The 25,288-nt window shown below is 48.6% G+C and carries 15 protein-coding genes; 4 read left to right on the top strand and 11 right to left on the bottom strand.

The annotated features are described in order from the left end of the window. Window positions 1-211: 211 nt before the first annotated feature. Genes QE390_RS00120 through arsB form a run of 4 tightly spaced genes read left to right on the top strand, consistent with a single transcriptional unit; the run spans window position 212 to window position 2,664 of the window. The gene (locus QE390_RS00120; RefSeq protein ID WP_307140563.1) at window positions 212-541 is read left to right on the top strand and encodes a helix-turn-helix transcriptional regulator; all 330 of its coding nucleotides are present in this window, start codon (window positions 212-214) and stop codon (window positions 539-541) included. A gap of 54 nt (window positions 542-595) precedes the next feature. Continuing rightward, complete coding sequence (locus tag QE390_RS00115) at window positions 596-1,153, top strand: DUF6428 family protein (RefSeq protein WP_307140562.1); 558 nt, start codon at window positions 596-598, stop codon at window positions 1,151-1,153. 12 nt (window positions 1,154-1,165) lie between these two features. Beyond that, window positions 1,166-1,576 carry an arsenate reductase ArsC gene (locus tag QE390_RS00110; RefSeq protein WP_307140561.1) on the top strand — a complete coding sequence of 137 codons (411 nt, stop codon included), beginning with the start codon at window positions 1,166-1,168 and terminating at the stop codon, window positions 1,574-1,576. A gap of 26 nt (window positions 1,577-1,602) precedes the next feature. Beyond that, on the top strand, window positions 1,603-2,664 hold the full coding sequence (arsB, locus tag QE390_RS00105) for an ACR3 family arsenite efflux transporter (RefSeq protein WP_307140560.1): 1,062 nt from the start codon (window positions 1,603-1,605) through the stop codon (window positions 2,662-2,664). 189 nt (window positions 2,665-2,853) lie between these two features. Here arsB and QE390_RS00100 read toward each other — a convergent pair whose 3' ends face one another. The 11 genes from QE390_RS00100 to QE390_RS00050 all read right to left on the bottom strand — a co-directional run bounded on the left by QE390_RS00100 (window position 2,854) and on the right by QE390_RS00050 (window position 25,090). After that, entirely contained in the window at window positions 2,854-4,830 is a 1,977-nt protein-coding gene (locus tag QE390_RS00100; RefSeq protein WP_307140559.1) for an FAD-dependent oxidoreductase, read from the bottom strand. 12 nt (window positions 4,831-4,842) lie between these two features. Further along, window positions 4,843-6,570: an FAD-dependent oxidoreductase gene (locus QE390_RS00095; RefSeq protein WP_307140558.1), complete on the bottom strand. Its 1,728-nt coding sequence runs from the start codon at window positions 6,568-6,570 to the stop codon at window positions 4,843-4,845. Between the two features lie 60 nt (window positions 6,571-6,630). After that, complete coding sequence (locus QE390_RS00090) at window positions 6,631-8,064, bottom strand: RagB/SusD family nutrient uptake outer membrane protein (RefSeq protein ID WP_307140557.1); 1,434 nt, start codon at window positions 8,062-8,064, stop codon at window positions 6,631-6,633. Window positions 8,065-8,081: 17 nt separating this feature from the next. Continuing rightward, entirely contained in the window at window positions 8,082-11,423 is a 3,342-nt protein-coding gene (locus tag QE390_RS00085; protein WP_307140556.1) for a TonB-dependent receptor, read from the bottom strand. 44 nt (window positions 11,424-11,467) lie between these two features. Further along, window positions 11,468-12,454 (bottom strand): FecR family protein, encoded by a 987-nt coding sequence (locus QE390_RS00080; RefSeq protein WP_307140555.1) that lies wholly within the window; start codon window positions 12,452-12,454, stop codon window positions 11,468-11,470. A 35-nt stretch (window positions 12,455-12,489) separates the two neighbouring features. After that, the gene (locus QE390_RS00075) at window positions 12,490-13,125 is read right to left on the bottom strand and encodes an RNA polymerase sigma-70 factor (RefSeq protein ID WP_307140554.1); all 636 of its coding nucleotides are present in this window, start codon (window positions 13,123-13,125) and stop codon (window positions 12,490-12,492) included. Window positions 13,126-13,488: 363 nt separating this feature from the next. Then, entirely contained in the window at window positions 13,489-14,829 is a 1,341-nt protein-coding gene (locus tag QE390_RS00070) for an alpha-L-fucosidase (RefSeq protein ID WP_307140553.1), read from the bottom strand. A 10-nt stretch (window positions 14,830-14,839) separates the two neighbouring features. Next, window positions 14,840-16,105, bottom strand: a complete 1,266-nt coding sequence (locus QE390_RS00065) for an SGNH/GDSL hydrolase family protein (RefSeq protein ID WP_307140552.1) — start codon at window positions 16,103-16,105, stop codon at window positions 14,840-14,842. A 58-nt stretch (window positions 16,106-16,163) separates the two neighbouring features. After that, on the bottom strand, window positions 16,164-17,675 hold the full coding sequence (locus tag QE390_RS00060; RefSeq protein WP_307140551.1) for a RagB/SusD family nutrient uptake outer membrane protein: 1,512 nt from the start codon (window positions 17,673-17,675) through the stop codon (window positions 16,164-16,166). A gap of 20 nt (window positions 17,676-17,695) precedes the next feature. Next, on the bottom strand, window positions 17,696-20,809 hold the full coding sequence (locus tag QE390_RS00055; protein WP_307140550.1) for a TonB-dependent receptor: 3,114 nt from the start codon (window positions 20,807-20,809) through the stop codon (window positions 17,696-17,698). Window positions 20,810-21,079: 270 nt separating this feature from the next. Further along, on the bottom strand, window positions 21,080-25,090 hold the full coding sequence (locus QE390_RS00050) for a hybrid sensor histidine kinase/response regulator transcription factor (protein ID WP_307140549.1): 4,011 nt from the start codon (window positions 25,088-25,090) through the stop codon (window positions 21,080-21,082). Between the last annotated feature and the right edge of the window lie 198 nt (window positions 25,091-25,288).

Raw genomic sequence — 25,288 nt, 5'->3', positions numbered from 1 at the left:
CTCACATTCCTCTCTCCTGTACTTGTACATTTCTGTGGAATCTGGTATGTACTTACCAACTTATCTTTTGCTTTCTTCGATCTTTGTCATGAAAAACTTATTCCTACTCGGGGAGGAACCATGATTATTTAACACTTACAGCAAAGCTAATTAAGTATTAAATAATCATCGCAATATTGCGATTGATTTAAATTCATTTTAATTTCGCCTCATGGGAGTTACGAAAACGGAAAGTTTTACCGCCGAACAAAACCGGATTGCTGATCTGGCAAAAGCCTTTTCGCATCCCGCTCGGGTGGCCATTCTACAAATGCTGGCTGCTAAAAAAGCATGTGTTTGTGGAGATTTGGTAGATGAATTGAACTTGGCTCAGGCAACCGTTTCCCAGCACCTCAAAGAACTCAAACGCATTGGTATTATTCAGGGGGAAATTAATCCACCCCGTGTTTGCTACTGCATTAACCCAGAGGTATGGAAGGAGGCTAAGCAAGTCTTTGGAGGCCTGTTAGGACCCATTACTGAGGTTTCCTGCTGCAGCTAGTGCAGCTTTTTTTTGAATGAATTCATCGTAATAATACAATAAACCGATAAAGCTATGACTAACCAAACCAGTCCTATGACTTGGCAGGTGTTTAAAAGTACATTGGAAGCTCATCCGAACTTGCACCTAGCTTTTGAGTATCAATCGGGGGAACAGGTGGATGCTTCGTTTCACATTACAGAGATTAAGCAAGCTCCCATAGTATCCGTTGATTGTGGAGGACAAATGAACAGCTGGACGGAAGTCATTGTACAGCTTTGGGAACCACCCGTAAGAGAGGCTGAACGTTCCATGACGGTGAGCAAAGCCCTTAAGATTGTAAATCTCGTTGAGAAGTCCCTACCGCTGAATCCTCTAGCCATCGTTAAAATTGAGTTTGGCAATTCTAAGTTTGACACTCGCCAAATGTATCCCGGTGAGTTTTCCATCACTTCTGAACACTTTACCGTTCATCTTGTGCCAGATTTTACGCAATGCAAAGCCCTGAGCCGTAACGAAGCTTGTGGTGTAACGGCATCGGATTCGTCGTGCTGTGGTACCGCTACTGAAAAACCAGCTTTAGAAATTGTAGCCGAAGCAGCTACCCGTAAACCCAATTCTCTTTGTTGTTAACGATTCATTCCTATGAAAAAGATTCTAGTGTTATGTACGGGGAATTCAGCCCGTAGCCAATTAGCTGAAGCTTATCTACAATTCTTTGCTGGAGACCGGGCTCAGGTATACAGTGCCGGAGTAGATCCGAAAGGAGTAAACCCAGTGGCTATTCAGGTAATGGCCGAAGATGGGATTGATATTTCTCATCACACGTCTAACCATGCCGATGAATATACCGGAATGGCCTTCGATTGCGTCATTACGGTTTGCGATCATGCCCGGGAACAGTGTCCTTATTTTCCATCCGCCGGGCAAATGATCCATCAAAGCTTTTCTGATCCCGGACACACCGAAGGAGAAGATCTGGTCACTTCTTTCCGCCGGGTGCGAGATGAAATCAAAGCCTATAGCCAGGCCTTCGTTCAAAAAAACCTGTCTTAGTGTACCAAAACTGTAGTAATGTGGGCGTGATAACTGTAGAACCATCAAAATCTAAAAAAAGGCTTTCCTTTCTGGATCGTTATTTGACGCTCTGGATTTTTCTGGCGATGCTGGTAGGGGTATCGTTAGGTTACTTCTTCCCAACTGCACCTGAGTTTGTCCATCAGTTTAGTACTGGGTCGACGAATGTACCCTTAGCCATGGGCCTAATCCTGATGATGTATCCTCCTCTGGCAAAAGTTCGCTATCGGGAACTCCCACTAGTAGTGGAGAACACCCGCCTTTTACTGCTATCACTGGTGCAAAACTGGATCATTGGGCCTTTATTGATGTTTGGGTTGGCGGTTGTGTTCTTACCCGATAAACCCGAATACATGACGGGCTTGATTATGATCGGCATTGCTCGCTGCATTGCAATGGTGATTGTGTGGAATGATCTAGCCGGGGGTGACCGGGTGTATGCCGCCGGATTAGTGGCTTTTAATAGCATTTTACAGGTACTCTTTTACTCGATCTATGCCTATGTATTTGTTACCCTACTGCCGCCCTTATTCGGATTACAAGGCTTTGATGTTGCTATTACGATCGGTGAAGTAGCTCAGAGTGTATTTATCTATCTAGGCATTCCATTCCTTCTAGGCATTACCTCGCGGGAAGTACTCAGCCGGGCATTCAGCCAGCATTGGTACGAAACCAAATTTTTACCCACTATTAGCCCAGTTACCCTACTTGCCTTATTGTTTACGATTGTGGTAATGTTTAGCCTGAAAGGACAGTTGATCGTAAGCATTCCCTTCGACGTAGTACGCATCGCTATTCCGCTTACCGCCTATTTCGCGATCATGTTCTTTTCTGCCTTTTACCTTTCCAGGAAAGCGGGAGCTGATTATCCTAAATCGACTTCACTAGCCTTTACTGCCGCAGGCAATAACTTCGAACTGGGGATTGCGGTGGCTATTGCCGTCTTTGGTATCCATTCAGGAGCTGCTTTTGCCGCTGTGATTGGACCACTGATCGAAGTGCCCGTATTAATCCTGATGGTAGCGTTTGCTCGTCGGCAGCAGCGTAAGTTTAATTCAGGCTTCTGATGTTTTTAAGAATAGTTAGTATATGCTTAGGTTCTATCAACCCGATTACTCCTACGCTAGTATTCTTCTAAGCAGCATGTTAGGTTCAGAAAACAAAGCATTGCTCCGGTCTATGGGGGAAGGGCACGAACGAAGTAATAAAAGGAGAAAGGCCGAAGCAATTGCCTTTCTTCGGCCTTTCTCCTTTTATTACTTAGCCTGTACAAACTGAACGGCATCCGCTACTACCGCTCCATCCGCTTTCTCATTGGTAATTTCGACGTATGCTTTTTTACCCGCCGGTAGTTTAAAGGTTCCCAGCGGAATCCAGGCACCGGAGGTCTGACCTTCGACGATAACTTGCTCTTTATTGAGATGAACCGTTTGCGTCTGGCTGCCATCATATACCCGGAACACCGTTTGAGAACTGGCGTCTTTTCTTCGGGGCACGTATACGTACACCTGATAAGCCTGAGTGGCAGGAAGTGTAGGCGTGAAGCGTACCGCAGCCGGAGCCTTAGACTGCGTACTTAACAGGGAATGAGCGTAAGACCCGGCTTTTTCCTGAGTCCAGTCGCCCGTAATCTGAACGTCGCTGCTTTGAGCATCATCCACGACCACATCAGCAGCCGAACCATTCAGCAGCGGATCTTTGAGTAACAACTTTTGGATATTCCGGCCATCGATGGCCTGTACGGACGTTTTTCTGTCAATAGCCATACTCGCCGCAACGGCGGCAGACTGGCCCAGAACCATGAAAACGGGTTCCATGCGAATGGAGCCATAGGCAATGTGCGTAGCCGACATGCACACAGGAACGAGTAAATTGGTGCATTCGCTAGCTTTAGGAATCAGCGAACGGTAACTGATGGGATAAGGAGCAAAGCCGCCCACTTCTACATTTCCTTCGTTTTTGACCATTTGCTTGCCATCTTTTTCAATAACTATTCGCTGACAATTGTGCGAATCCATGGTATAGGCAGCGAGTCCTACGCCATCCGTAACGGTTTCTTTTCCTTCGCAATTGGCCTGCGTCATGACGTAATCCCCTACCATTCTTCGGGCTTCGCGGATGTAAAGCTGAGGCGACCAGTGGTTGTTATCGGTATATTCATCTTTGGGGTAACCCCATTGCTGCATCTGTTCCCGAATGGAGGCCGATACACGGGGGTCATTCCCAATAAAGTATAAGAGACCTTTGGTGTAATTTTCGTGCTGACGAATAATCTCCGCCCGTTTTTCGTAGGAAGCTTCGGGATATTCATAATTCATCCCAATCATGTCGGTAGAAAAGCCGTTTCTATTGTTAATATCCGTCTTTTCATTGGGCATGTTGCTCCAGATAAATCCATCGTTCAGCGTCCTCCAGGGCTTTTTTTGCATCAGACGTAAGACCAGTTCATAACGGCTGGGGTCGTAATCGTCAGGCTTAGTAATGGCGACCCGGTTGTTTGGATTTTTGGTTAGACAGATTCGGTAGTTATAGGCTTGTACTTTCCTATCGCCCTCGCCCCTGGCCGCCAGTTTTTCAGGACTAATACCCCAGAGCAGGCCGCTTTCGGGTTTGCCTGGTTCTTTATAGGGGTCAATGCCATCGGGAAACTGGTGACCATCTAAAAGCTGAACGCCGTTGTAAGTTTCTTTATAGTCCGCATTGGCTTCGCGTCCCACTCGGTAAGACACGCCCGCTTTCGCCATGAGGTCACCTTCGTAGGAACAATCCATAAACATTTTAGCCCGAATGCGTTGCGTTTGACCACCCGAAGCGGTCTCCAGCGTGATTTCTTCCAGCGTTGTTTTATTTTTTTTAGCCGATTGAATCCGGTACCCGTATACTACATCAACCTTGTCTTCTTTCACATACGTTTTATAGAGATCCTCGGCTACATGCGGCTCAAAAATCCATTGCTCAAAGGGACCATAGTGCTGACCCAAACGTCGGTAAAAGTGAAGAGAAAGACCCGTAATGGCGTATTTATTACCAATATCCGTCAAACCTAATCCCCCCGAAGTCATGCCTCCTAGATGTTGACCGGGTTCGATGAGTAACACCGATTTACCCAAACGTTTGGCGGCTACAGCGGCCATTACCCCCCCTGACGTACCTCCGTAAATGCAGATATCGACCTGTTTCTGAGCGTATAAAAGGCTTGAACTGAGCAGAAAAAAAAGCGTAATAATTTTCATAGGCTTAGCATCTTATTTTAAACTCGCTAATTGCTTGGATGCAAAATCTTTAGCATGAACGTCTATGCCCGGCGAATACACCAGTATCGCCTTTTGCTTGAGAAGGGACTCTTGTAAAGCTTTGATGGAAAGCTTATGTACGGATGCAGAACCCGTTAAGGCCGCAGCGGTACCCGCCGCCTGTCCCAGAGCCATCCAGCAAGGTTCCATGCGAAGGGTAGAAAAGCCAATGTGCGTAGCCGAAGCAGCAACGGGACATAATAAATTCTCAATCGGAGCATCGGGAACCATGACGCGGAAGGGAACGGTGTAGACTTGGGAAGGGTAACTTAAAAAGCCGTCCAGGTGTACCCGACCCGCTTCCCGCTTCCGTACCGCGTGCGAATCCAGAGCATAGTGACTGGCCGTAACGCTATCGGAGTGAAGCGGAGGTCTGCCACTGGAGCCGACGGCCTGGGCATCCTGAGCTTTGAAGATATATTTACCCTTCATGCGGCGACCTTCCCGCACGTAAAGCTGACGCGGGAAGTACCCATTATCGGCGTATTCATCCTTAGCCCAGCCCCATTCCGAACATTGCTTACGGAACCACTCGGGTAACTCGCTGTCGTTTTGAGCGAAGTAGAAAAGGCCTTCGGTATACTCCCGCAATCGCTGGGCAAACTGATCTCTCCACTGCCAGCCCGAAGTAGGATAAGGCCAGTTTTCTTCCGGTAAATCGGTGGAAAGAAAAGCCAGATGTTGATTGTTGGCATCCGTTTTCTGATTGGGTAACTTCACCATATTGGTCAGCCGGGCAATGCCCTGGGGCATACCGGGCACTTGCGGAGATTGACCGGCTGCCACTCGTTTCTCGTTTTCGTCGATTTGAGCTGGCGTCAGTTTTTGCATCTGAACGCCCGTGTGACGGCCCGTTTTTACGTCTTCAATCAGAGAAACAAACTCGTCTCGGTTGTAGTGAGCTGGCTTTTGAATCGTAACCCGGTTGGCAGGATTATTGGTCAGACAAAGTCGGTAGTTATAGGACTCGATGGCGTTATCCTCCTGATACGTAGAACCTTCGCCTTCGGGTCCGGCCCAGTATTTATACACTCGTCCCGCCCCTACTTCATTGTATTGGCTTTTGCCTTCCCGACCCAGAAAAAACGGCACGCCCGCCGCCGCGATGAGATCACCTTCGTAGGAAGCATCAATAAAAAAAGTACCCGAGTAGGTTTCTGGTTTTTGAGTAGTCCGGTTGATTACCCGGATGCTTTCAATGCGGTTGTTACGAATGCTTAGGTTTTCGGGCTCAAAATTGAACTGACGAAGCGTTAACACCTCAATAGCCGGATGTTCTTTAATAAAATCCTGAAAAATTTTCGTAGCAACGGAAGGTTCAAAATGATACCCGTCTGAACAATCTTTTACCTGTTGGGAATCCGCTCCGTATGTATCGATGTAATAGTTTTTAATGCGATCCACAAACTCCAGAAACAGGCCGCCCGTGGCTCCACGGGTCGCAATATCGGTAGCTCCGAGGCCATTGGCGGGCAATCCCCCCAGATAAGCCGTCCGTTCCAGAATGAGGGATTTCTTTCCTAAACGGGCCGCCGCTACGGCAGCCATGATTCCGGCGGGAGTGGCCGAGAGAATAATGAGATCGTAGGTAGCCGCCAGCCGAGTGGCCCCGCTAAGGGCCAGTCCAACGCTGGCAAGACTGGTTATTTTTAGAAAGTGGCGACGAGGGTAATGCGACATAAGCTCAGGAGGTTTAGAAAATACTTGCTGCACACGATTTGCAAGTTCTGAAAGAATCCATTAATAACCAGGATTTTGATTTTCAGCGGTTAATAACTTATTGTAAAGAATTTCGGAGCTGGGAATGGGCCAAAGCATGTGCTTATCGGCCACTACAATTTTCTTCACTTCCAGAATGCGTTGTTTGGCAATCCCCAGTCTTTTTAAATCGAGCCAGCGTTTGCCTTCATACATGGTTTCGTATCCCCTTTCTTCAACCACTTTGTCAATAAAGGAGGTCAGGTTATAATCGGTCCGTTTGAGATCGACGGCAGACACGGTGTTAGAAGGATAGCCATACGCCCTGCGGTGTACTTTATTGAGACTTTCGAGGGCGGCTTCCGTTGGAGCCTGATTGGAACGGGCTTCGGCCTCAGCGTGAAAGAGCAGAAGATCAGCGTAACGATACCAGGGATAATCGTTACCCGCTCCATAATTCGTAGCGGCAGGATCTCTGAATTTTCGGTACAAACAACTGCTTTTACCCAATCCAATATCGACGTTATAGAGAATATGAGCTTTGCGTAGATCCTTTCCACTCCAGTTTTTAATGACTGAATTAGTGGTCGAATCGGTGTACTGAGCGTACACGCCGCCGGGACCGTAGTAGTTATATTGAGCCGTTTTGCGGTGAGCATAACTCACCAGGCCGAAACCCTGCTGACGGGAATACTTAAAGTAAAAAATCTCTTCGGCAGTGTTCACTACTTCCGGACCATAAATTTTCTGAAAATCCTCGGACTGGCTGACTTCTACCAGAGCGTACTTTCCAGAGTCGATGACTTCCTTCGCTTTGGCCGCCGAAGCCTTGTAGTTTTCCTGATACAGGTAAATTTCCGACAAAAGAGTCTTGGCCGCCCACTTGCTGGGCCGACCGATTTCGGCAGGCGTGTCTGGTAGTGAAGCCTCTGCGGCCAGAGCATCACTTAAAATAAGTTCATACACTTCCGCTACACTAGACCGGGCTACGTCCGAAACCGTCATATTGGCCTCTGTTCTCAGGGGTACACCGTTCCAGTTACGCACCAGAGCAAAGTAGAGCAACGAACGGAGAAATTTGGCTTCCCCCAGAAACGCTGCCTTATTGGCCTCCGAGATGGCCGTAGCCTTAGGTACATTGGCGATGACCAAATTGGCATTTCGGATGGATTGGTAAAAATTATCCCAAATCACGCCAACGCGGTTGATATTGGTATTATCCAGGCCCTGATAGAGGCTCACTGGCGTTTGACTTCCTCTGGAATTACCGTAATCTGCCAGTCCTTCCAACTGTGCAGGGTAATTAATACTCAGGGCATTGTCGGCACGCATAGGGCCATAAATGGCATTCACTGCGGCCTTCACCTCCGCATCTGTGTTATAGAAAATCTCTGAGGCCAGCGATTTTGGCTTTTCCAGCAAAGCATCCGAGCAGCCAGTCGTGAGGAGCAGTAGAAGTAAGAATATTTTTTTCATGACGGTCATGTTCTCAATTAAAAACCAACTCGAATGCCCACAGTCGTGGTTTTGGCTACTGGATATACATAATGATCAATGCCCAGCAAAACGGAGTTTGATCCACCATAGGAGTTAATTTCGGGATCATACCAGGAATACTTGGTAAACGTGAATAGATTCTGGGCACTGACATACACCTGGGCATTTTCAAGCCATTTCAGCTCTAGTCTGGAAACGGGCAGTGTATAACTTAACTGGATGTTTTTCACGCGTAAGTAAGAGCCGTCTTCAATGAAACGGTCGGATACCTGCGGCTGCGAAGAGGTACGGATGATGGGATACTTGGCGTTAGGATTCGACGGAGTCCAGTGGTTGAGGTAAACCTCGCGGGGCATGTTTAGAGCCTGTCCATAATCATTGGTCTGGTTGACCGCACTTAAATTGAAGATGTCATTCCCCTGACTTCCCTGAAGAAACAGCGTAAGCTCAAAGTTCTTAAAGGACATCGTCGAATTTAACCCGTAGGTAAACCGGGGCAGTGGGTTCCCAATGATTCGTTTATCACCCGCATCGCGAATACCATTGTTATTAAAATCTTCGTAAACGACCATTCCCTTCTCATCGTAACCCTTGGATACGTAGCCATAAAAAGCCCCCAGCGACTCCCCTTCCCGAATGATATTGATGTTATCATTAATGACGGAAATATTAATGGCATCGCCCAGAATATCGTTTCCGCCGTAGAGCTTCATGACTTTATTGCGATTAAAGGAAATATTACCTGATACGTCCCATTTAAACGCCTGTTGCAGGATTTGGGCACTGGCTGAAAGTTCAAGTCCTCTGTTTTGAATTTTACCAATGTTCTGAATGGTGTACAGGTAGCCCAGTGAAGAGGGTAACTGAACGTTATTCAAGAGGTTACGCGTGTTTTTAATGTAGTAATCCAGCGTGAACGTGAAGCGGTTGTTGAAAATACCAATGTCCAGACCAGCATCACTCTGGGCTGTGGTTTCCCAGCGTAAAGGCCCTGCCAGTCGGGTACCCGGAGCGTAGGAAGTAGTCAGGGCATCGCCAAAAACGACCCTCCCGGAATTAAGTTGATTCAGGGTCTGGTAAGGGCTAATGGCGGTGTTACCCGTTTCCCCATAACCCACCCGAATTTTGAGATCCGAGATAAAGGGAAGTTTTTGAATAAAGTCTTCTTCGGACAACCGCCAGGCCAACGCTCCCGAAGGGAAATATCCCCATTTCTGCCCTTCGCTGTAGCGGGATGAGCCGTCCGAGCGAATACTCAACGTAGCCAGAATTTTGTTGTTAAAGGTATAATTCACCCGGGCCAGGTACGAAAGCAACGCCCATTTGGAGTAAGACGAGCTAGGTACATTTTGCGTAGCAGCCGCACCAATGTCGTATGTTTCCTGAATGTCACTAATGAAACCGCTTCCAGAAGTGGCAAATGAGGTATAGGTATAGTCCTGATAGGTAAAGCCCGCGACGGCTGAAATCGAATGCCGGTTCCAGTTTTTTACGTAACTCAGCGTGTTTTCACTCAATAGACTAGTTATCTGAGCCGTACTGATACTGGCCGAGCCGACTGAATTTACGAAACGATTGGACGTAAAGCTGTCGGTCCGATCATCCGTACTTTCAATACCCGCCATCGTCTTCAGAGTCAGACCCTTCACGGGTTCGTAGGATAAAGCCGCATTGGCTAAGACTTTGTTGGACTGAATTTTATCATTTTGCAGATAGATGAAATTAAGGGGATTAATGATGGCATTCGAACCCCATGCATAGTATTGACCCAGATTGCTATAACTGCCGTCTGGATTTGTGGCAGGAGCCGTAGGATAGCCCGATAATATCGCTGAAATGAGCGAGCCACCCCGGTTGCCTTTCTCTGAATTCTTCCGATCTGACTTGATTTTACTCAGAATGGAGCTAACGTCAAGTTTAAACTTTTTCCCTAGGTCAAAACTCAGGTTAGCCCGTAAGGAGTTTCTTACGTAATTGCTGCCGATAATGATTCCCTGCTGGTTAAAGTTACCTCCCTGCACGGTAAAGCGGGTTTTCTCGCTCCCACCGCTCACGGATACCGAATGATTTTGCACGGGAGCAGATCGAAAAACTAAATCCTGCCAATCCGTTCCTTTGCCAAACTGAGCGATTTCTTCGGCGGTAAAATGAGGAGCAAGTCCGTCATTGGTTGCTTGTTCATTATAGAAATTGGCGTATTCCTGAGCGTTCATCAGGTCGAGTTTTTTACGAACCGTCTGAATGCCATAATACCCATCATAACTGACGCTGGTACGGCCTGATTTACCTTTTTTTGTGGTAATAAGAACGACCCCGTTAGCTCCCCGCGAACCGTAAATAGCCGTAGCAGACGCATCTTTTAATACCTCAATGGATTCAATATCCGAGTTATTCAGTAAAGTCGGATTGCCGGAATAAGGAAAGCCGTCTACCACATACAAAGGTTCATTACTTCCCTGAATGGAATTAGTACCTCTGACGCGTACACTAATGGCACTGCCGGGCGAGCCGTTGTTTTGAGAAATGTAGACACCCGCTGCCCTGCCCGACAAGGCCTGAACCATGTTTGTCGTCGGGTAAGCATTAATTTCCGATGCTTTGACCGAAGCGACCGAACCCGTTAAATCGCTTTTCTTCACCTGTCCATACCCAATTACCACGACCTCATTGAGCGATTCCGGGTTGGGCTTCAACTCGATGTCAAGATTCGTTTGGGAGCTGACTTCAACCTCTTGTTTTTCATAGCCCACGTAACTGAAAATGAGGGTAGCAGGAAGGGAAGGAATGGTAACCTGAAACTGTCCTTCTGCATTGGTTGTAGTCCCCTTCGACGTACCCTTAACTAATACCGAAACCCCTACCAGAGCCTCTCTGGATTCGGAGGCTACTACCCGGCCTGTGACCACTGATTCCTGAGCCAAGGCCTGTGACCTAGTTAACTCTGACGTAGAAGCTGATTCATGGGCTGAATCTTTCTCTGAAGCGTTTTTTTTAGAACGCTTTATGATATACGTCTTCGCTTTGAGTTTTTGAAAATGCAGATCCAGGGGTTTGAATAACTCTTCCAGAGCCGCTTCCGGTGAAGCATACCGGGAAAAATTAAGGCTGGGCACGTGCTGGCCTTCCACCAGTTTATCGGCATAGATTAAGTCCACCCGATAATAATCCCGCAGGTTATGAAGCACTTGTTGGAGGGGAAGCGTCTGCTTCGCCGAACCGGAAACTACGGAAGGAGGCAACCAGGCCAGCGTTTGGCTAAAAGCTGTAGGGAAAAACCATAGACATAGTCCGCCCAGCAACGCATACCTTCCAAGCAAGTAGATACAGCGTCTGTTCATAGAAAATCTGATTTAGAGGTTAAGCTTTTTTGGAGCTACAGAAGTTATTGAGAGAACGTAACGTGGTTGTTTTGACGGTTATAGTTGATTTCAAACAATTGGGAAATGAGCTGAAGTAATTCATCGGCATTACGGGCCTGATAGGACCCCGATGTAGTTTCCTTTCTCAACGGCGGGTTCTTAATGTCCACTTCCAGACCATAGTTTTCCTCTAACATATAGGAAAGTTCTTCCAGGGAAGTATGATTGAATTCATAGCGATGATCTTTCCAGGCATCGTAAGGGGTCGGACTCGGTACCTGCTTCCGCTGCAAGCGTCCTTTCTGATCCAGACTGACCAGCTCGCCGGGTTTCATGAGTAGCTTTTCCGAGCGATGGTCCTTCGTATAATCAATCTGTACCTTACCCGTTTTAAGCACGAGCTGCGTCTTTCGGGAACGGGCAAAAACGGTAAACTTCGTACCGAGTACCGTTACCTGAAAATTATGCTCAGTAGTAATGCGAAAGGGTTGATGATCTGGGAGGTGTTTGACATCAAAATCGGCTTCCCCTTTTAAAAACGCCCGGCGACTATTCGCAAGAAAGGTGAAACGAGGTACCTGCAACGACGAATGAGCATTAAGCGTCACGAGGGTGCCGTCCGACAGGGTAATTTGTTTGACCTGTCCGTAACCCGTTTCAAACGTTTTATAAAAAATACGATCAAAACCCGCATAAAAGCAGGCCGAAAGGCTCAGTAACAAAAGAGCCGCTACGCTTAACCGCCGGAATGTCAACCAGGTCCTGGAGGGCTTTACTTCTTCGGGCCTCTGGTCTGGCATTTCGCCCAATTGAGTCAGACTTTTTCGCAAAGCCTCTTCCGAATCGGCAACGTATTGTAAGTTCTGATGTTCCCATTCTTCCAGCCAGGTATAGTAGATTTCCTGGTGCTGAGGTCTTTCAAGCCATTCTTCCATCAGGCGTCGTTGCAACGGCGACAGCCGACCAGCAAAGTGCTCGAAAACCATTCGTTTAGTAACCGGATGTTCCATAGGTGGGTATGAGAAGTGTCAGGGCTTTTCCCGACTTAGCTGATCCAGAGTAAAAGAAATAAAAAGCCGTTTTGCGTAATGCGGCGTAAATGCTCCAGGGCTTTATGCAAATGGGCTTCCACCGTTTTCTGATTAATATTCAGCTCATCGGCTATTTCGCGGTGCTTCTTCCCCTCAAATCGACTCAGCAGAAAAACCCGCTGGCATTGGGGCGGCAGAGACCGAATGCCGTTTTCGAGCTGATTGAGTAGTTCGGTGTACTGTAAAATATGCTGAGGATCATCCTGCGTGGGCAGCGTTTCTTCCGGCTGTTCCAGAGAAATTCCCCTTCTGCCGAATTCTTCCTGTACATGCGAATAGGCTCGTTTACGAACGGCTGAAAATAAATAAGCCCGGTAGCTGCTGGTAATGGTCATGAATGACTGATTTCGCCAGAGACTCAGGAATACTTCACTCACCAGGTCTTCGGCCACTTCCCGGCCATACACGTAACGCACGGCGTGACTGCAAAGGACTTTATAGTACCTTCGGTATAGAAGCTCGTAGCCCTTGCGGGAATCCTGAGCAAAAGCCTGTCGAATGAATTGCTCACTGTCAGCCACGATGGGTACCTTATCTTCGGAAAAAACAGGCCCTTTGGTTGTTGGTTCTTGTTCAGGTAAAGACTGCATCCGGCGTGTTAGCTCTAAAAGTTATACGGACAAAACTACCCGATTGAATAGCTGAAGCACGAAGACGAGTCCTGACTTCCTGTTTCTATTACTAAGTCAGTGAAATGCCCAAACACCCTTAGTTAAATTCAAAAAAAACTTTGTAAATCAATAACATTTTCTTTTGCTGAGCAACAAAGAAGAAAGAGCTGAAGGGAAAAGGATGGCTTCAAGCAACTGTACTCCTAAAAGATGTACCCCCTCTGCATGAGAAGAAAACGGGATAATCGCTTTTAGATTCGTCCCTTCCTTTATGCCAGAAGAAACGAACCTAGAAGCGATTACCCCTTAAAACGTTAGCTTTAAATCCAGTAAAGAAAAATGTTAATGAGCCCCGTCTATGACATCGCGTTTATCCTGCGTTTGGATTGGTTTATAGGTTACGTTCGAAATTTTTAGTACCACCGGATTAGGCCACTGGTTATTGGTATAGAGTCGCTGTCCGTTTACGGCACTAACCGCCAAACCCATACTAGTGGGCTGCACCAGTAACCGGGCATCAAATCCCTGTCGATATTCCACTAATTCGCTGGCATAACCCAGCACTTCCACGCGAGTCTGAGCGGTGCCTTCCAGGGTATGAAACACAAAATCTTTTCTTTCGCCGTATTTCCACTCTTTTCCTCCGGGAACAAAGACATAAACGGTATTCGGCTCCCGAGCCCTGGTAAACCAGTAAGGGCCTTCCCGGGTCAGCGGCCAGGGTCGAACGTGGTCTACACTTTCCTGATTTACCAATTGCCACAGGGCTATTTCACGTAATAAAGCTTCCTGTTCCATCTGAATTTCTCCATTGGGTTTAGGTCCTACGTTCAGGAGTAAATTTCCGCCTTTGGCTCGTGTTTCAATCAGCATATGGATAATTTCCGTACCCGATTTATGAGGATCATTGGTAGGCTTATACTGCCAGTCCGTCCCCATGGTGAAACAAGCCTCCCAGGGACCCGGAATCGGCTGGTCGGGCAGCGTTTGTTCGGGGGTATTCATCTGTCCTCGGGTAACCACTAGTTCGGGTTGCAGTTGCCAGGCGTATTCTTTCAGCCCCTCGGCTGGTCCATCAAAAAACAAAAGATCAATTTTCCCGTACTGCGTCAGTAACTCTTTGAGCTGACGCTTATCGTAAGCCATCAAAGCCGGGTTCTGGGCCGGATAATGTTGCGGATGTTGCAAGCGTCCGATGGGAAGCTGATGCTGATACAGAAAGTAAAAGTCTTCTGGAGAAAAGTATAACCCAATGGCAATGCCCTGCTTTCGAAATGCTTCCATTACTTCCCGAAGTATATCTCGCCCGAAAGGCGTTTGCATGACCTGAAACGCAGTCGTTTGCGTATTCCACAGGCAGAATCCTGAGTGATGCTTGGCCGTAAAAACGACGTATTTCATGCCTGCCAATCGGGCCAGCACCGCCCAATCTTCGGGATCAAACTTCTTTGGGTTGAAGGTTTTAGGTAATTCCGTGGTAAATCGCCGGAGATAGTCCGAGGAGGCTCCGGCCATGGAGTGGCTAATGACGGCTCCCACCTGAGCATCCAGACTCCAGTGAATGAACATCCCAAAGCCCAGATCCATGAACCAGGCTTCCCGCTCGGGTTTATTACCCCGTTGCTGGGCATTGGCCATTAAAATGCCCAGGATACAAACTAGCGTTAGATACGTTTTTTTCATGGGATGCGGTCTAAGGAATCAGGTCACCCACCAGTAAAAGCTGACCTGCGTACCCGGCATTTTCTTCAAAGCGGCGGCTATCATCCATGCGTTGATTTCTTTTGCTGAGGATGTCGGCCTTGTTCAGTTTCTCCCCGGAAATCCGAAACCGGATGACGTGGGCCTGCTCGGGGGACGTTGGCATGACAAAGAAATGGGATCGGTAATAGGTGGCGTACGAATCGAACCGAGGAATGAGTTGGGGCGTTTGCTGATCCATTTGCCATTCATAGGAGCCGCAACCCGGCCCTACGACGTCATACAGACCGCAGGCCAGCCCTTTCATGCGTACTTCCAGGTAATCGCCCGGCTGTGTGGATTTTAGCAAGTACGAAAACCGATTGCGAAGCAGGTAAGCAACAGAATCCGTGCCGGGTTTTATGACCTGCCAGCTACCGTGCCGGGCAAGCCTGTCGAGGGGCACCATGCGGGCAGCTTCCCAATGATCGGCCACGAAAGGAGCGGGCATCACAAAAGCTCTTTCCTTTTTCTGTACCGAAGCCAGTTTACGCAAAGCTGCTCCCAAAGCCTGGGTATAAAGAGCCTGACCCGTCTCTGGATAAGGATGTACGTTATCTGCCGAAAATACCAGTTGTTGGGGATGCTCTTCCGGTTTGCCTTTAAAAATCAGTTTCCCTTCCTGAGCCAGCCGGGCCACTTCCAGCCCCAGACAAACGCCCGGAACGTCGTAGTGCTCCGCAATTTCCTCCATCGCCAAAGCCGCCGGTGGCAGTTCCTGCCGCTGGTAATAGGGAGCCAGATCAGCCGTCAGGGTATAGACGAAACAAATGTCAATGGCCGGATTCTGCCGCCAGATTTTTCTTACGATGCCTTCCATGGCCCGGTAAATCTGCTCCGGTTTCTTCCCCTGATCATTCACTGCAAATTCCACAAAGACCAAATCTGGTTTCAATGCCAAGACCTGAGGTTCTACCCGGAACACGCCTAAATCAGAGCCCGTCCCTCCAACGCCGGCATTTATTCCCGTAAACGTGGCCTGCGGATACTGCTTCTGTAACCATTGCAGAGACTGGTCTCGCCAACCCCCACTGGCTTCGGTAATGCTTCCGCCGAGATACCCTATCCGCACCTTTTCCTTCGTTTTGATCTTTTCAAAAAAGTGAGGCAATCCCGCCCGGACTTTAACCAGTTGGGCTTGCTTTAGAGAACTGGGCTGAGCCAGAATTAAACCGGGAATCAGGAGCCAGTAAATGAGTAGTGTACTACGGATACGCATATGAAAAATCAGTAAGTCTGGGTTCAAGGGCAGCAAGCCACGGAACCCAGGCTGTGTTTTAATAGCCGTCATTCTGAGTTAATTGTGAACTATACTGCAACTCAGCCAGTGGCAGGGGAAAGAGTACCTGATACGGTTGTACCTGCACCAGGCTACCCCCACTATTGACAAATAAGCCATTATTAGGAACCTGTGGGGTAGAAGCTATTTTGGCGTACTTCTCATAAAAGGCATTCATTACGGGTAATAAACGGCCCGTTCTGATCAGATCAAACCATCGGTGCCCTTCGTAACTGAGTTCAAGGCGACGTTCGTTTTCCAGGGCCAGGCGGAGTTCACTCGGGCTGCTAGTGGTTAAAGCGGCCAGCCCCGCCCGGCTCCGAACCGCGTTAAGATAGGTTAAAGCAGTGGTTGATGATCCTGATTCATTGAGGGCTTCCGCGTACATCAGCAATACATCCGCGTACCGAAGTACAATCCAGTCATTATCGCCATCATTGCGAGCAAAGGGAGCCCCGTTGCCAATGTATTTACGGGTGTAATAATCGGAAGTCGCGGCACTGTTTCCTTTGGTGTAATAACCAACCGAAAGGGCTTTGCGACGGTCCCCTTCCGGAAAGGCAGTGGCCAGATCCTGCCGCACTACCGGGCCGCCGGATAATCCCGCTTTGATAATATCCGTTCCAGAATAGGTAGGAAGAAAATTGCTGGCAAATCCACTGCCCAGCCCGATGCCTCCCGACAGATACCGCACCGCGAAGAGTATTTCCTTATTCATTTCGTTACCCGTCGAAAAAACATCCTCAAAACTCGTCGTCAGTAAGGCATGTACGCTGGCCAGATTGCCCGCCGTGGGCGTGCCGGGAATCAACTCCCCCAGTACGGCGGCGGCCTGCGAATAATTCCCCTGGGTTAAATACACTTTCCCCAGCAAGCCTTTGGCAGCACTACGAGTAGCCCGCCCCAGATCTCCAGCCGAATACGTCACGGGCAGAGCCGTTGCAGCTTCCTGCAAGTCCTTGACAACCTGGGCATATACTTCGTTGACAGGCGTTCGGCCATAAGTATAGGCCTTTTGATAGTCCGCTCCTAAATCTTCCGTTACCAGCGGCACCGCTCCCCAGATGCGTACCAGATTAAAGTAGTTTAAAGCCCGAATAAACTTCATCTCGGCCAGGTAGCGGTTACGCAAGGTCGTATCCATAGCGACCGTTCCCGCATGAGCTAGCACGGTGTTGGCCCGGCTGATGCAGCGGTAACTATCCGTCCACATGGTTTGCAGGTTCGGGTTGTTTTCCTCGACTCCAAAAATGGAGAAGAAATACCGGGCATTGGCAGAGACGGGTTCGTAGGCATTATCGCTGGCCATTTCCCCGAATACGAAATAGCTATTGTTATAAATGGGTTGTAACTGGCTGTATACGCCCGTTACGGCAGCCGCCACATTCGAAGCGGACGTAAATAAATTTTCCGTTGGGATCTTTGTTGGATCTCTTAATTCCAGAAAATTTTGTTGACAGGCCGTTAAACAAGCCATCAGTAGACTAGTAATAAACAGGATACGTTTCATAGAATTAAAAATTGGCACGGTTAAAAACCCAGGTTTATGCCCACCGTAATGGTGCGGGCTAATGGATACGAAGCCGAATCATAGCCGTACGTGGGGGCAGTCGTGTTTCCGTTATCATTGGCTTCGGGGTTATACCCGATGTATTTCGTAAAGGTGTATAGGTTCTGACCGCTCACGTACAAACGAGCCTGCTCGATTTTCCAGCGTTTGGTAAGGAGGGAAGGAAGGGTATACCCCAGGGATACCGTGCGGATACGAAGAAACGAAGCATCGTATACGTAACGACTCGACGGGTTGTTGGCTCCACCCGAAGGGGTGTTCGTAGCCCGGGGCTGCCAGCCATTGCCGGGATCGCTGGCTGACCGCCAGCGATTGGCTACGTCCGTAATGGTATTGGCGTTGCCGTTGAAAAAGTAACCCGATCGCAACCACTGAGCCCAGATTTTATTTCCCTGCGAGCCTTGCAAAATGACGTTCAGATCAAATCCTTTCCAGGTTAGGGTATTGGTGAGTCCGTAAATGAATTTCGGCAGCGGGTTACCCAAATAGGTTAAATCCGACGCATTGATTCGGCCATCTCCATTGATGTCTTCGTACTTGATATCTCCGGGTTTTGAGCCTCCACTGGCCCAGACGGCTCCGGCATCTACCTCGGCCTGATCCTTGAAGACACCTATCTGTCGGTAGCCGTAAAATTCTCCCAGAGCCTTCCCCGGTTCAACAATGGCGTAATTCGTAAAGCCGCCCGCACTGTAGTAAATGGGTTTGTCATTCACCAGCGAAAGCACTCGGTTTTGATTGAAGGAGATATTACCGTTGGTAGTCCAGCTCAGGGATTTGCCGCTTACATTCCGCGATGTAATGGAAAGCTCCAGCCCCTTATTGCTTATTTTCCCGATGTTCTCCAGCACCGAGCCTGCGATTCCAACCAGAGCCGGAACATTTCGGTTATTCAACAGACCCGTCGTGAGCCGTTGGTACACATCTGCGGTCAGGTAAATCCGGTCCTGCCACAAACCTAACTCCAGACCCAAATCCGTCTGCTGGTTCGTTTCCCAGGTGAGGCTGGCGTTGGCAATATTCGTAGCCGCATACCCATACGTACGAGCCCCGGCCCCTGAGCCAAAAGAATAATTGGCCTGGGTCGCATAACTCTGGGAAGCGTAATTCCCAATGTTATTATTACCCGTTAGCCCGTAACTACCTCTGATTTTCAGATCACTAATGAGGGTTACTGATTTCATGAAGTTTTCTTCCGAAAGTCGCCAGGCAGCAGATACCGACGGGAAGGTAGCATAGCGATTATTCGCTCCGAAGCGGGAAGAACCATCCCGACGAATAGCCGCCGAAAAGAGGTACCGATCCTGATAGCTATAATTAACCCGCCCCAGATAAGATACCAGATTGTTTTGAGAGTAAGTATTCGTCGCTGTAGTCGTTCCGGCTCCGCTCACATTCGTAATCAGATCGTTAATGAAACTGCCATTTACTCCCGTAATCACATTCCCGGACCCCGTGGCCGACTGCACTGTATAACCAGCCAGAACATCGAAGGTATGGTCTTCGTGGAAAGTTTTACGGTAATGCAGCGTGTTTTCCCACAGCCAGTTGGAGCTGGTATTCATCCGTTTGGCGGCAGCAATGTTATTTACCAGTGGGTTACTCAGGTTTGCCGTGGGGGCCGTGTTGGAGGGCATCGTGGCGGGCACAAACTGATTACGGGTATCCGTATTGTACTCTACGCCAAAGCTGGTTTTAGCAGTCAGATCCGGTATCAATTCCCATTCGATGAAAGAGTTGGCTAAAAACCTGGGACTGCTGCCCCGATCCCGGTACTGATCAAACTGAACCGTTGGACCTCTGAAGTTAGGCGAGATGGAATTAGCTCCCTGCGTCAATGGATAATTATTGGTGTTGGCATAATCGCCATTGGGCAGGCGTTCGGGAAACAGCGAAGGCATCACCAGAGCCGCCGCAATGGGGTCCGTTCCCACGGCAATGATGGAGGCATCGTTAGTACCAGCAACGGTTTGGTACTGAGTATTCGTAAGAGAGGGAGCCAGTACTACGCCAGCTCGAACGCGTTTGGAGAGTTGCATTTCCAGGTTAGCCCGTAGCGTAAACCGTTCAAATCCGGTCGCTTTAAGAATGCCCTCCTGCTTGAGGTAAGAACCCGAGACGTGGTAACGTACTTTCTCACTTCCACCCGAAGCCGATAGCTCCTGCTGAGTCATGAATGCCTGACGATAAATGGCTTCCTGCCAGTCGGTTTCAGGCAAATCGCTGGGCGGATTGTCGTAAAAAGCGTAATACTTAAGCCCGGCATTGATCGCCGATTCTCTGGAGAAATCAATGAACTGCTGGTTGTTCATCAATGAAACTTTACGGGCCAGATTTTGCACGCCCGCGAAGGTATTAAACGTGATTCGGGGTTTACCCACTTCGCCGCGTTTGGTCGTCACCAGGATCACGCCATTTCCTCCTCGGGAGCCGTAAATGGCCGCCGCCGCCGCATCTTTTAATACTTCTATGGATTGGATATCGCCAGGATTGATCTGATTGAAGTTATCCGCACTGGCCAGCGGATACCCGTCTACTACGTAAAGCGGACTATTACCCGCTCCGAGCGAACCTACTCCCCGAATACGAATGACCGGAGCCGCTCCCGGCTGACCACCCGTTTGGGTGATGTTCACTCCTGACACCTGAGCGGCCAGAGCCTGGGCGGGGTTGGCTACGGGAATATCTTTCAGTTGTTTGGAGGATACGGAGCTTACAGCAGTTGAAAGAGATTTGCGGCTCTGTTCGCCATAACCCACTACCACTACTTCGTTCAGGGCCTGAGCATCGGGTAACAACGTTACGTCAATAGTGGTCCGGTTGGCTAGAGGTACCTCCTGTTTAATGTAACCGATGGAAGAAAAAAGCAGGGTTCCGTCCCCCGAAGGAAGCCGGAGCTGATACCTTCCTTCCGCATCGGTAGAGGTGCCTATGTTGGTGCCTTTCACTACTACGTTGACCCCGGGTAAGCCCTGACCACCCTCAGCCGTGACCCGACCCTTCAGGGAAAGTTCCTGACCTGACCCCAGCAAAGGAACGAACCACAACACTAAAAAAGGTATGAGTAATCGCATAAAAATAAGTTTAGATAAACGGTGTAAGTCTTGACGAGCGTCATTAGCCCCTTTTGAATCGACTATTTATGATGATATTTTATCTTCATAAAATTCAATAATGACTGAGCAAATGTAGCCTCTCACCAAGTCGCGGAGTGGGCCGAGATGTTGCAGACACTAGTGGAAATGTTGCTTTTTCGCGTTTTTAGACCCATTTAAATGAAAAAAGCCCCGAACCGGGGCTTGAATGCATGAGTAACTCCTAAAAAACGCAGTAGTGCCAAGCCCTTAGTGCACCTGACGGTCAATCAGGTCCTGAAGGTATTCGGTGGGGGCTTTGCCAAACTGCTTGCGAAAAGATTTGCTGAACGAAGACGGATTCTTGAAGCCGACTTCATACGTAATTTCGGTAATGCTGTGACGGCGTTTCAGTAACAGGTTCATGGCGTGTTTGAGTCGAATGAAATAAATGAATTCCAGCGGCGTCTGACCCGTCAGGGCTTTCAGTTTTCGGAAGAGGTTACTCCGACTCATGCACACGCAATCGCCGAGGTCTTCCACGCTGAATTCTTCATTACTCAAGTTTTGCTCAATGGACGAGATTACCTTTTGCAGGAAAGCCTCATCAAGCGGATTGCGGGTTAACGCTTGCGGAGCTATTTCTTCGGCTGACTGGTATTTCCGAATGAGCTGCTGCCGACTTTCAATCAACTTCTGAACCCGAACCCGTAGTAATTCCGGGTGGAAGGGTTTGGCCAGATATTCGTCCGCCCCTACCCCAATCCCTTCCATTTCGCTTTCCACCCGTGTGCGGGCCGTTAATAAAACCAGCGGAATGTGACAGGTATGGAGGCTGCTTTTCAATTGTCGGCACAACTCCAGTCCATCCATTACGGGCATCATAATATCGCTGATGATGGCCTGAGGCTCATGCTGCTGTAGATAGTCCAGAGCTTCCTGCCCATGACGGGCCCGATGAATGCGATACTGATGCTGAAACAGGAGCTGAAGGAAATCCAGAATCTCCTCATTATCATCTACTACTAACAACTCAGGCAGTTCCTGATCTGAAACCAAATTAGGAACCATTTCAGGAACTGAAATAGGAACAGGAATGCCAATATCCAAAGGCTGTAAGTCTTTTTCTTCTGCCTTCATTTGCAAAGGCAGCCAGACCGTAAAGTTGGTTTGTACATGCGGCTGACTCGATACGGTAATCGCTCCACCGTGTAGCTCAATGAGACTTTTCGCCAGCGATAATCCCACTCCCGAGCCGCCCCTATTAGGGTCCGACTGGTAAAAACGCTCGAACAGGTGGCTCTGCTCTTCTGCACTCAGTCCACTACCCGAGTCCTGCACGTTCAGACAAACCCGATCTTCCCCTGAGATAGAAACTTCCAGCCGGATTGTCCCACCCGTAGGCGTGTATTTAAAGGCGTTAGATAATAGATTGTTCATCACCTTTTCCATTTGCAAAGGATCAATCATTACCCAGACTTCCGCATCTGGCCTAATGCATTCAAAGCGAATCTGTTGGCGTTGAGCCAGCGGGATAAAGTTCTGATAGATTTCATTCAGCCATTCCAGCAGTTTTACCGACTGAAGCTGAAGGGTAATTTTACCCTGCTCCAGTTTCTGGAAGGTCATTAACTCCTCAATGAGTTGCAGAAGCTTACGACTGTTTCGCTGAAGCATACTCACTTTTTCCCGGATGGTTCCTTTTACTTCCGGGTTACTGATGAGATCTTCAATAGGTCCGGCCATCAGAGTAAGGGGCGTCCGAAATTCGTGCGAAATGTCGGTAAAAAAACGAAGCTTCAGCTGATTCAGGTTTTTAATCTGCTCTTTTTCAGCCTGTTCCAAGGCCAGAGCATCCCGTTGACGAGCCTGGGCAAGCAAGTGACGAATAAAGACGAACATTAACCCATGAAAGACCAGAATGTACCCCGCAATGGCCCACCAGGTTTTCCAGGGCGGCGGCAGAATGGTAAGCGTTACGCTGGCGGGTTGCCGACTCCACTCGCCGTAACTATTAGCCACTTTTACCCGAAAAACGTAGGTCCCGGCACTGAGGTTGGTATAGGTAGCCGAACGATGCTGCGGGTCTACGTTAATCCAGGCTTTATCAAAACCTTCCATCTGGTAGGCATACCTGGCTCCCTCGGGATTGGTAAGCTCCAGAGCTGCAAAATCAATACTGAATACGTTATTTTTATAATTGAGCGTAATCGCTCGCGTTTGCTGAAGGGATTGATTCAAAACGGTATCGCCATTGATTGCCTCGCCAATGCCTACCCTTTCACTAAACAATTTAAAATCCGTCAGAACCGCCCTCGGAGGTAGCACCTGACGGCTTAATTGAAGCGGATCAAAATACAGAAAGCCGTTCGTTAAGCCGTAGACGAGTGCGTTGTTTTTGAGGCGGGTAATGACGTTATAATTGAAATGCTGATGCGGCAAAAACGTTTGAAAACGGCCCGAGCCAGGATCAAAACGCATGAGTCCCTTGATTGTGCTAATCCAGAGCAGGCCGTTTTTATCCAGAATAATACCATTGACGGAAGGATGCAGGAGGCCGTCTTTTTCCGTGAAGGTCTGAATCTGGTACTGCCCGGTAGCTTTCCGCTGAATCCGATGCAGTCCTGACTCGGAGCCTGCCCAGATCACATTTTTAGGGAACTCAACCAGCGTGTAGATAGCCGTGCCCAGGCGATCAGAATCCGTTCCCTGCACTCGTTCAAAGGCTCCCGTAACCGGATCATAGCGACCCAGCCCGTTGTTATCAAAACCAATCCACAGCTTGCCCGATTGATCTTCGGTCAGGGAGCGAATGAATTCCGTATCCGTGTTCCCTAATCGAACGCAAACTTTCGTGCCGTCAAAACCATGACGGTAAAGCCCCTGGTTACTTCCTAGCCAGATGTTTTTCCGGGAATCTTCCAGCAAACAGAAAACGGCGGCTCCCTTTAGTTCGGTTTCAATCTGCTGGTTTTTCTTCAGCCGCAGGGCTCCGCCGAGGGTTCCCATCCATACGTCTCCTGCTGAGCTGACCAGCAGAGCTCGATGATCGTTCCAGAAAGGCGTATCAAACTCGTATTTTTTCGTAGATCCGTCGAGTAAGGAATAACGGTACAGACCCGCTTTACTCATGCCCAGCCAGACCGATTCTTGGGCATCGGTAGCAATGCTACGAACCTGATTATCTGCTAATCCCGTTGAAAAAGAGAACGACCGGAAAGGCAATAAGCTCAGGTCGAGTGCACTCATTTGCTGCTCAGTACCGCACCAGAGTACCTGCGTTCGATCCAGATACAGCCGATACACCAGGTTATTACTCAAACTCTGGGGATTGCTCGCATTGGTGCGGTACCACTGAAGCTGAGCCTGGGGCGTGTGCAACTGGGTTAATCGGGCCAAGCCCTGATCGGTTCCTAACCAAAAGGCACCGTCGGGAGATTTACAGATGTCAAAAATCTGCGTGCGTTCCAGGGTTTGGCTGGGGAAGTGGTTCAACGGCTCAAACGGGCCGTATTTTTTAGTAACGGAATCGTAGGGCAACCGCCATAAACCATTGCCGCCCGTAGCCAGATACAAGTGCTGGTTGTCTTCCAATAAAGACCAGAAGTGATCGCCATATGCATTGGGCTGCACCGAAAAAGGATAAAATGTGTGCTGGCCGCTGCGGCTGTTGTACCGAACGGGACCGGCTGCGGTCGCCACCCAGAGGTAATCGCCCTGCGAACGGATGATCCGCCGAATGGGACGATTCAACGGATACGTCTGAATCGTTTGGAATTGCCGACTAGCTGAATTCCAGACACTTAATCCCTGGGGTGTTCCGATCCATACCTTCCCCTGCGTATCTACGGCCAGGGCATTAATCTGATTACAAAAAAGTGAGGTCGGGTCGCTGGGATTATTTCTGAAATTCTCAAACGTTTCCCGACGAGGATCGAAGCGACTCAGTCCTTCCCGGGTTCCAATCCAGATGAAGCCCTGCGAGTCTTCGCAAAGATCATACACCCAGTTGCCCGCAATGGCGTCTTTATTTTTGTAAAATTTCCGAAACCGATACCCATCGTACTGGGCCAGTCCGTTCATGGTTCCTACCCAGAAAAAACCTTTTTTATCCTGAAGAAACGAACGAACCCGATTATCCGGCAGACCTTCGGCACTACCATACCGTTTGAAAATGAGATCTTCCTGCAAGCCCCTGACTGGGTGAACAGATCGTTTGGGTTGTGCGAAGGCAAAAACTACCATCAGATTCAACCCCAGAAGGAAGAGCAGGCTTCTCATTGAAATACGGTTAGATTACGTCTTTTCCATAAGGTCTGAATTATCCTGCTATACTCTTATTTTTTAATCAAAAAATTACAAAAATACTTTAAGCAGATACAGTAGCAGGCCCAGAAGACTTACATAACTAAGAATTAAGATCAGAAAAGACTTTAGCGGTTTTCTTTTCACGGGTGAAAGAATTAAGGGTTGGCAGAG

Source organism: Siphonobacter sp. SORGH_AS_1065, assembly GCF_030818595.1.
GTDB lineage: Bacteria > Bacteroidota > Bacteroidia > Cytophagales > Spirosomataceae > Siphonobacter.
This window is presented reverse-complemented; position numbering and strand designations above follow the sequence as displayed.

Excerpts from the sequence above, each read along its gene's own strand:
- QE390_RS00120 (WP_307140563.1), top strand. The coding sequence starts at position 212 with ATGGGAGTTACGAAAACGGAAAGTTTTACCGCCGAACAAAACCGGATT.
- QE390_RS00115 (WP_307140562.1), top strand. The coding sequence starts at position 596 with ATGACTAACCAAACCAGTCCTATGACTTGGCAGGTGTTTAAAAGTACA.
- QE390_RS00110 (WP_307140561.1), top strand. The coding sequence starts at position 1,166 with ATGAAAAAGATTCTAGTGTTATGTACGGGGAATTCAGCCCGTAGCCAA.
- QE390_RS00100 (WP_307140559.1), bottom strand. The coding sequence starts at position 4,830 with ATGAAAATTATTACGCTTTTTTTTCTGCTCAGTTCAAGCCTTTTATAC.
- QE390_RS00095 (WP_307140558.1), bottom strand. The coding sequence starts at position 6,570 with ATGTCGCATTACCCTCGTCGCCACTTTCTAAAAATAACCAGTCTTGCC.
- QE390_RS00090 (WP_307140557.1), bottom strand. The coding sequence starts at position 8,064 with ATGAAAAAAATATTCTTACTTCTACTGCTCCTCACGACTGGCTGCTCG.
- QE390_RS00085 (WP_307140556.1), bottom strand. The coding sequence starts at position 11,423 with ATGAACAGACGCTGTATCTACTTGCTTGGAAGGTATGCGTTGCTGGGC.
- QE390_RS00080 (WP_307140555.1), bottom strand. The coding sequence starts at position 12,454 with ATGGAACATCCGGTTACTAAACGAATGGTTTTCGAGCACTTTGCTGGT.
- QE390_RS00075 (WP_307140554.1), bottom strand. The coding sequence starts at position 13,125 with ATGCAGTCTTTACCTGAACAAGAACCAACAACCAAAGGGCCTGTTTTT.
- QE390_RS00070 (WP_307140553.1), bottom strand. The coding sequence starts at position 14,829 with ATGAAAAAAACGTATCTAACGCTAGTTTGTATCCTGGGCATTTTAATG.
- QE390_RS00065 (WP_307140552.1), bottom strand. The coding sequence starts at position 16,105 with ATGCGTATCCGTAGTACACTACTCATTTACTGGCTCCTGATTCCCGGT.
- QE390_RS00060 (WP_307140551.1), bottom strand. The coding sequence starts at position 17,675 with ATGAAACGTATCCTGTTTATTACTAGTCTACTGATGGCTTGTTTAACG.
- QE390_RS00055 (WP_307140550.1), bottom strand. The coding sequence starts at position 20,809 with ATGCGATTACTCATACCTTTTTTAGTGTTGTGGTTCGTTCCTTTGCTG.
- QE390_RS00050 (WP_307140549.1), bottom strand. The coding sequence starts at position 25,090 with ATGAGAAGCCTGCTCTTCCTTCTGGGGTTGAATCTGATGGTAGTTTTT.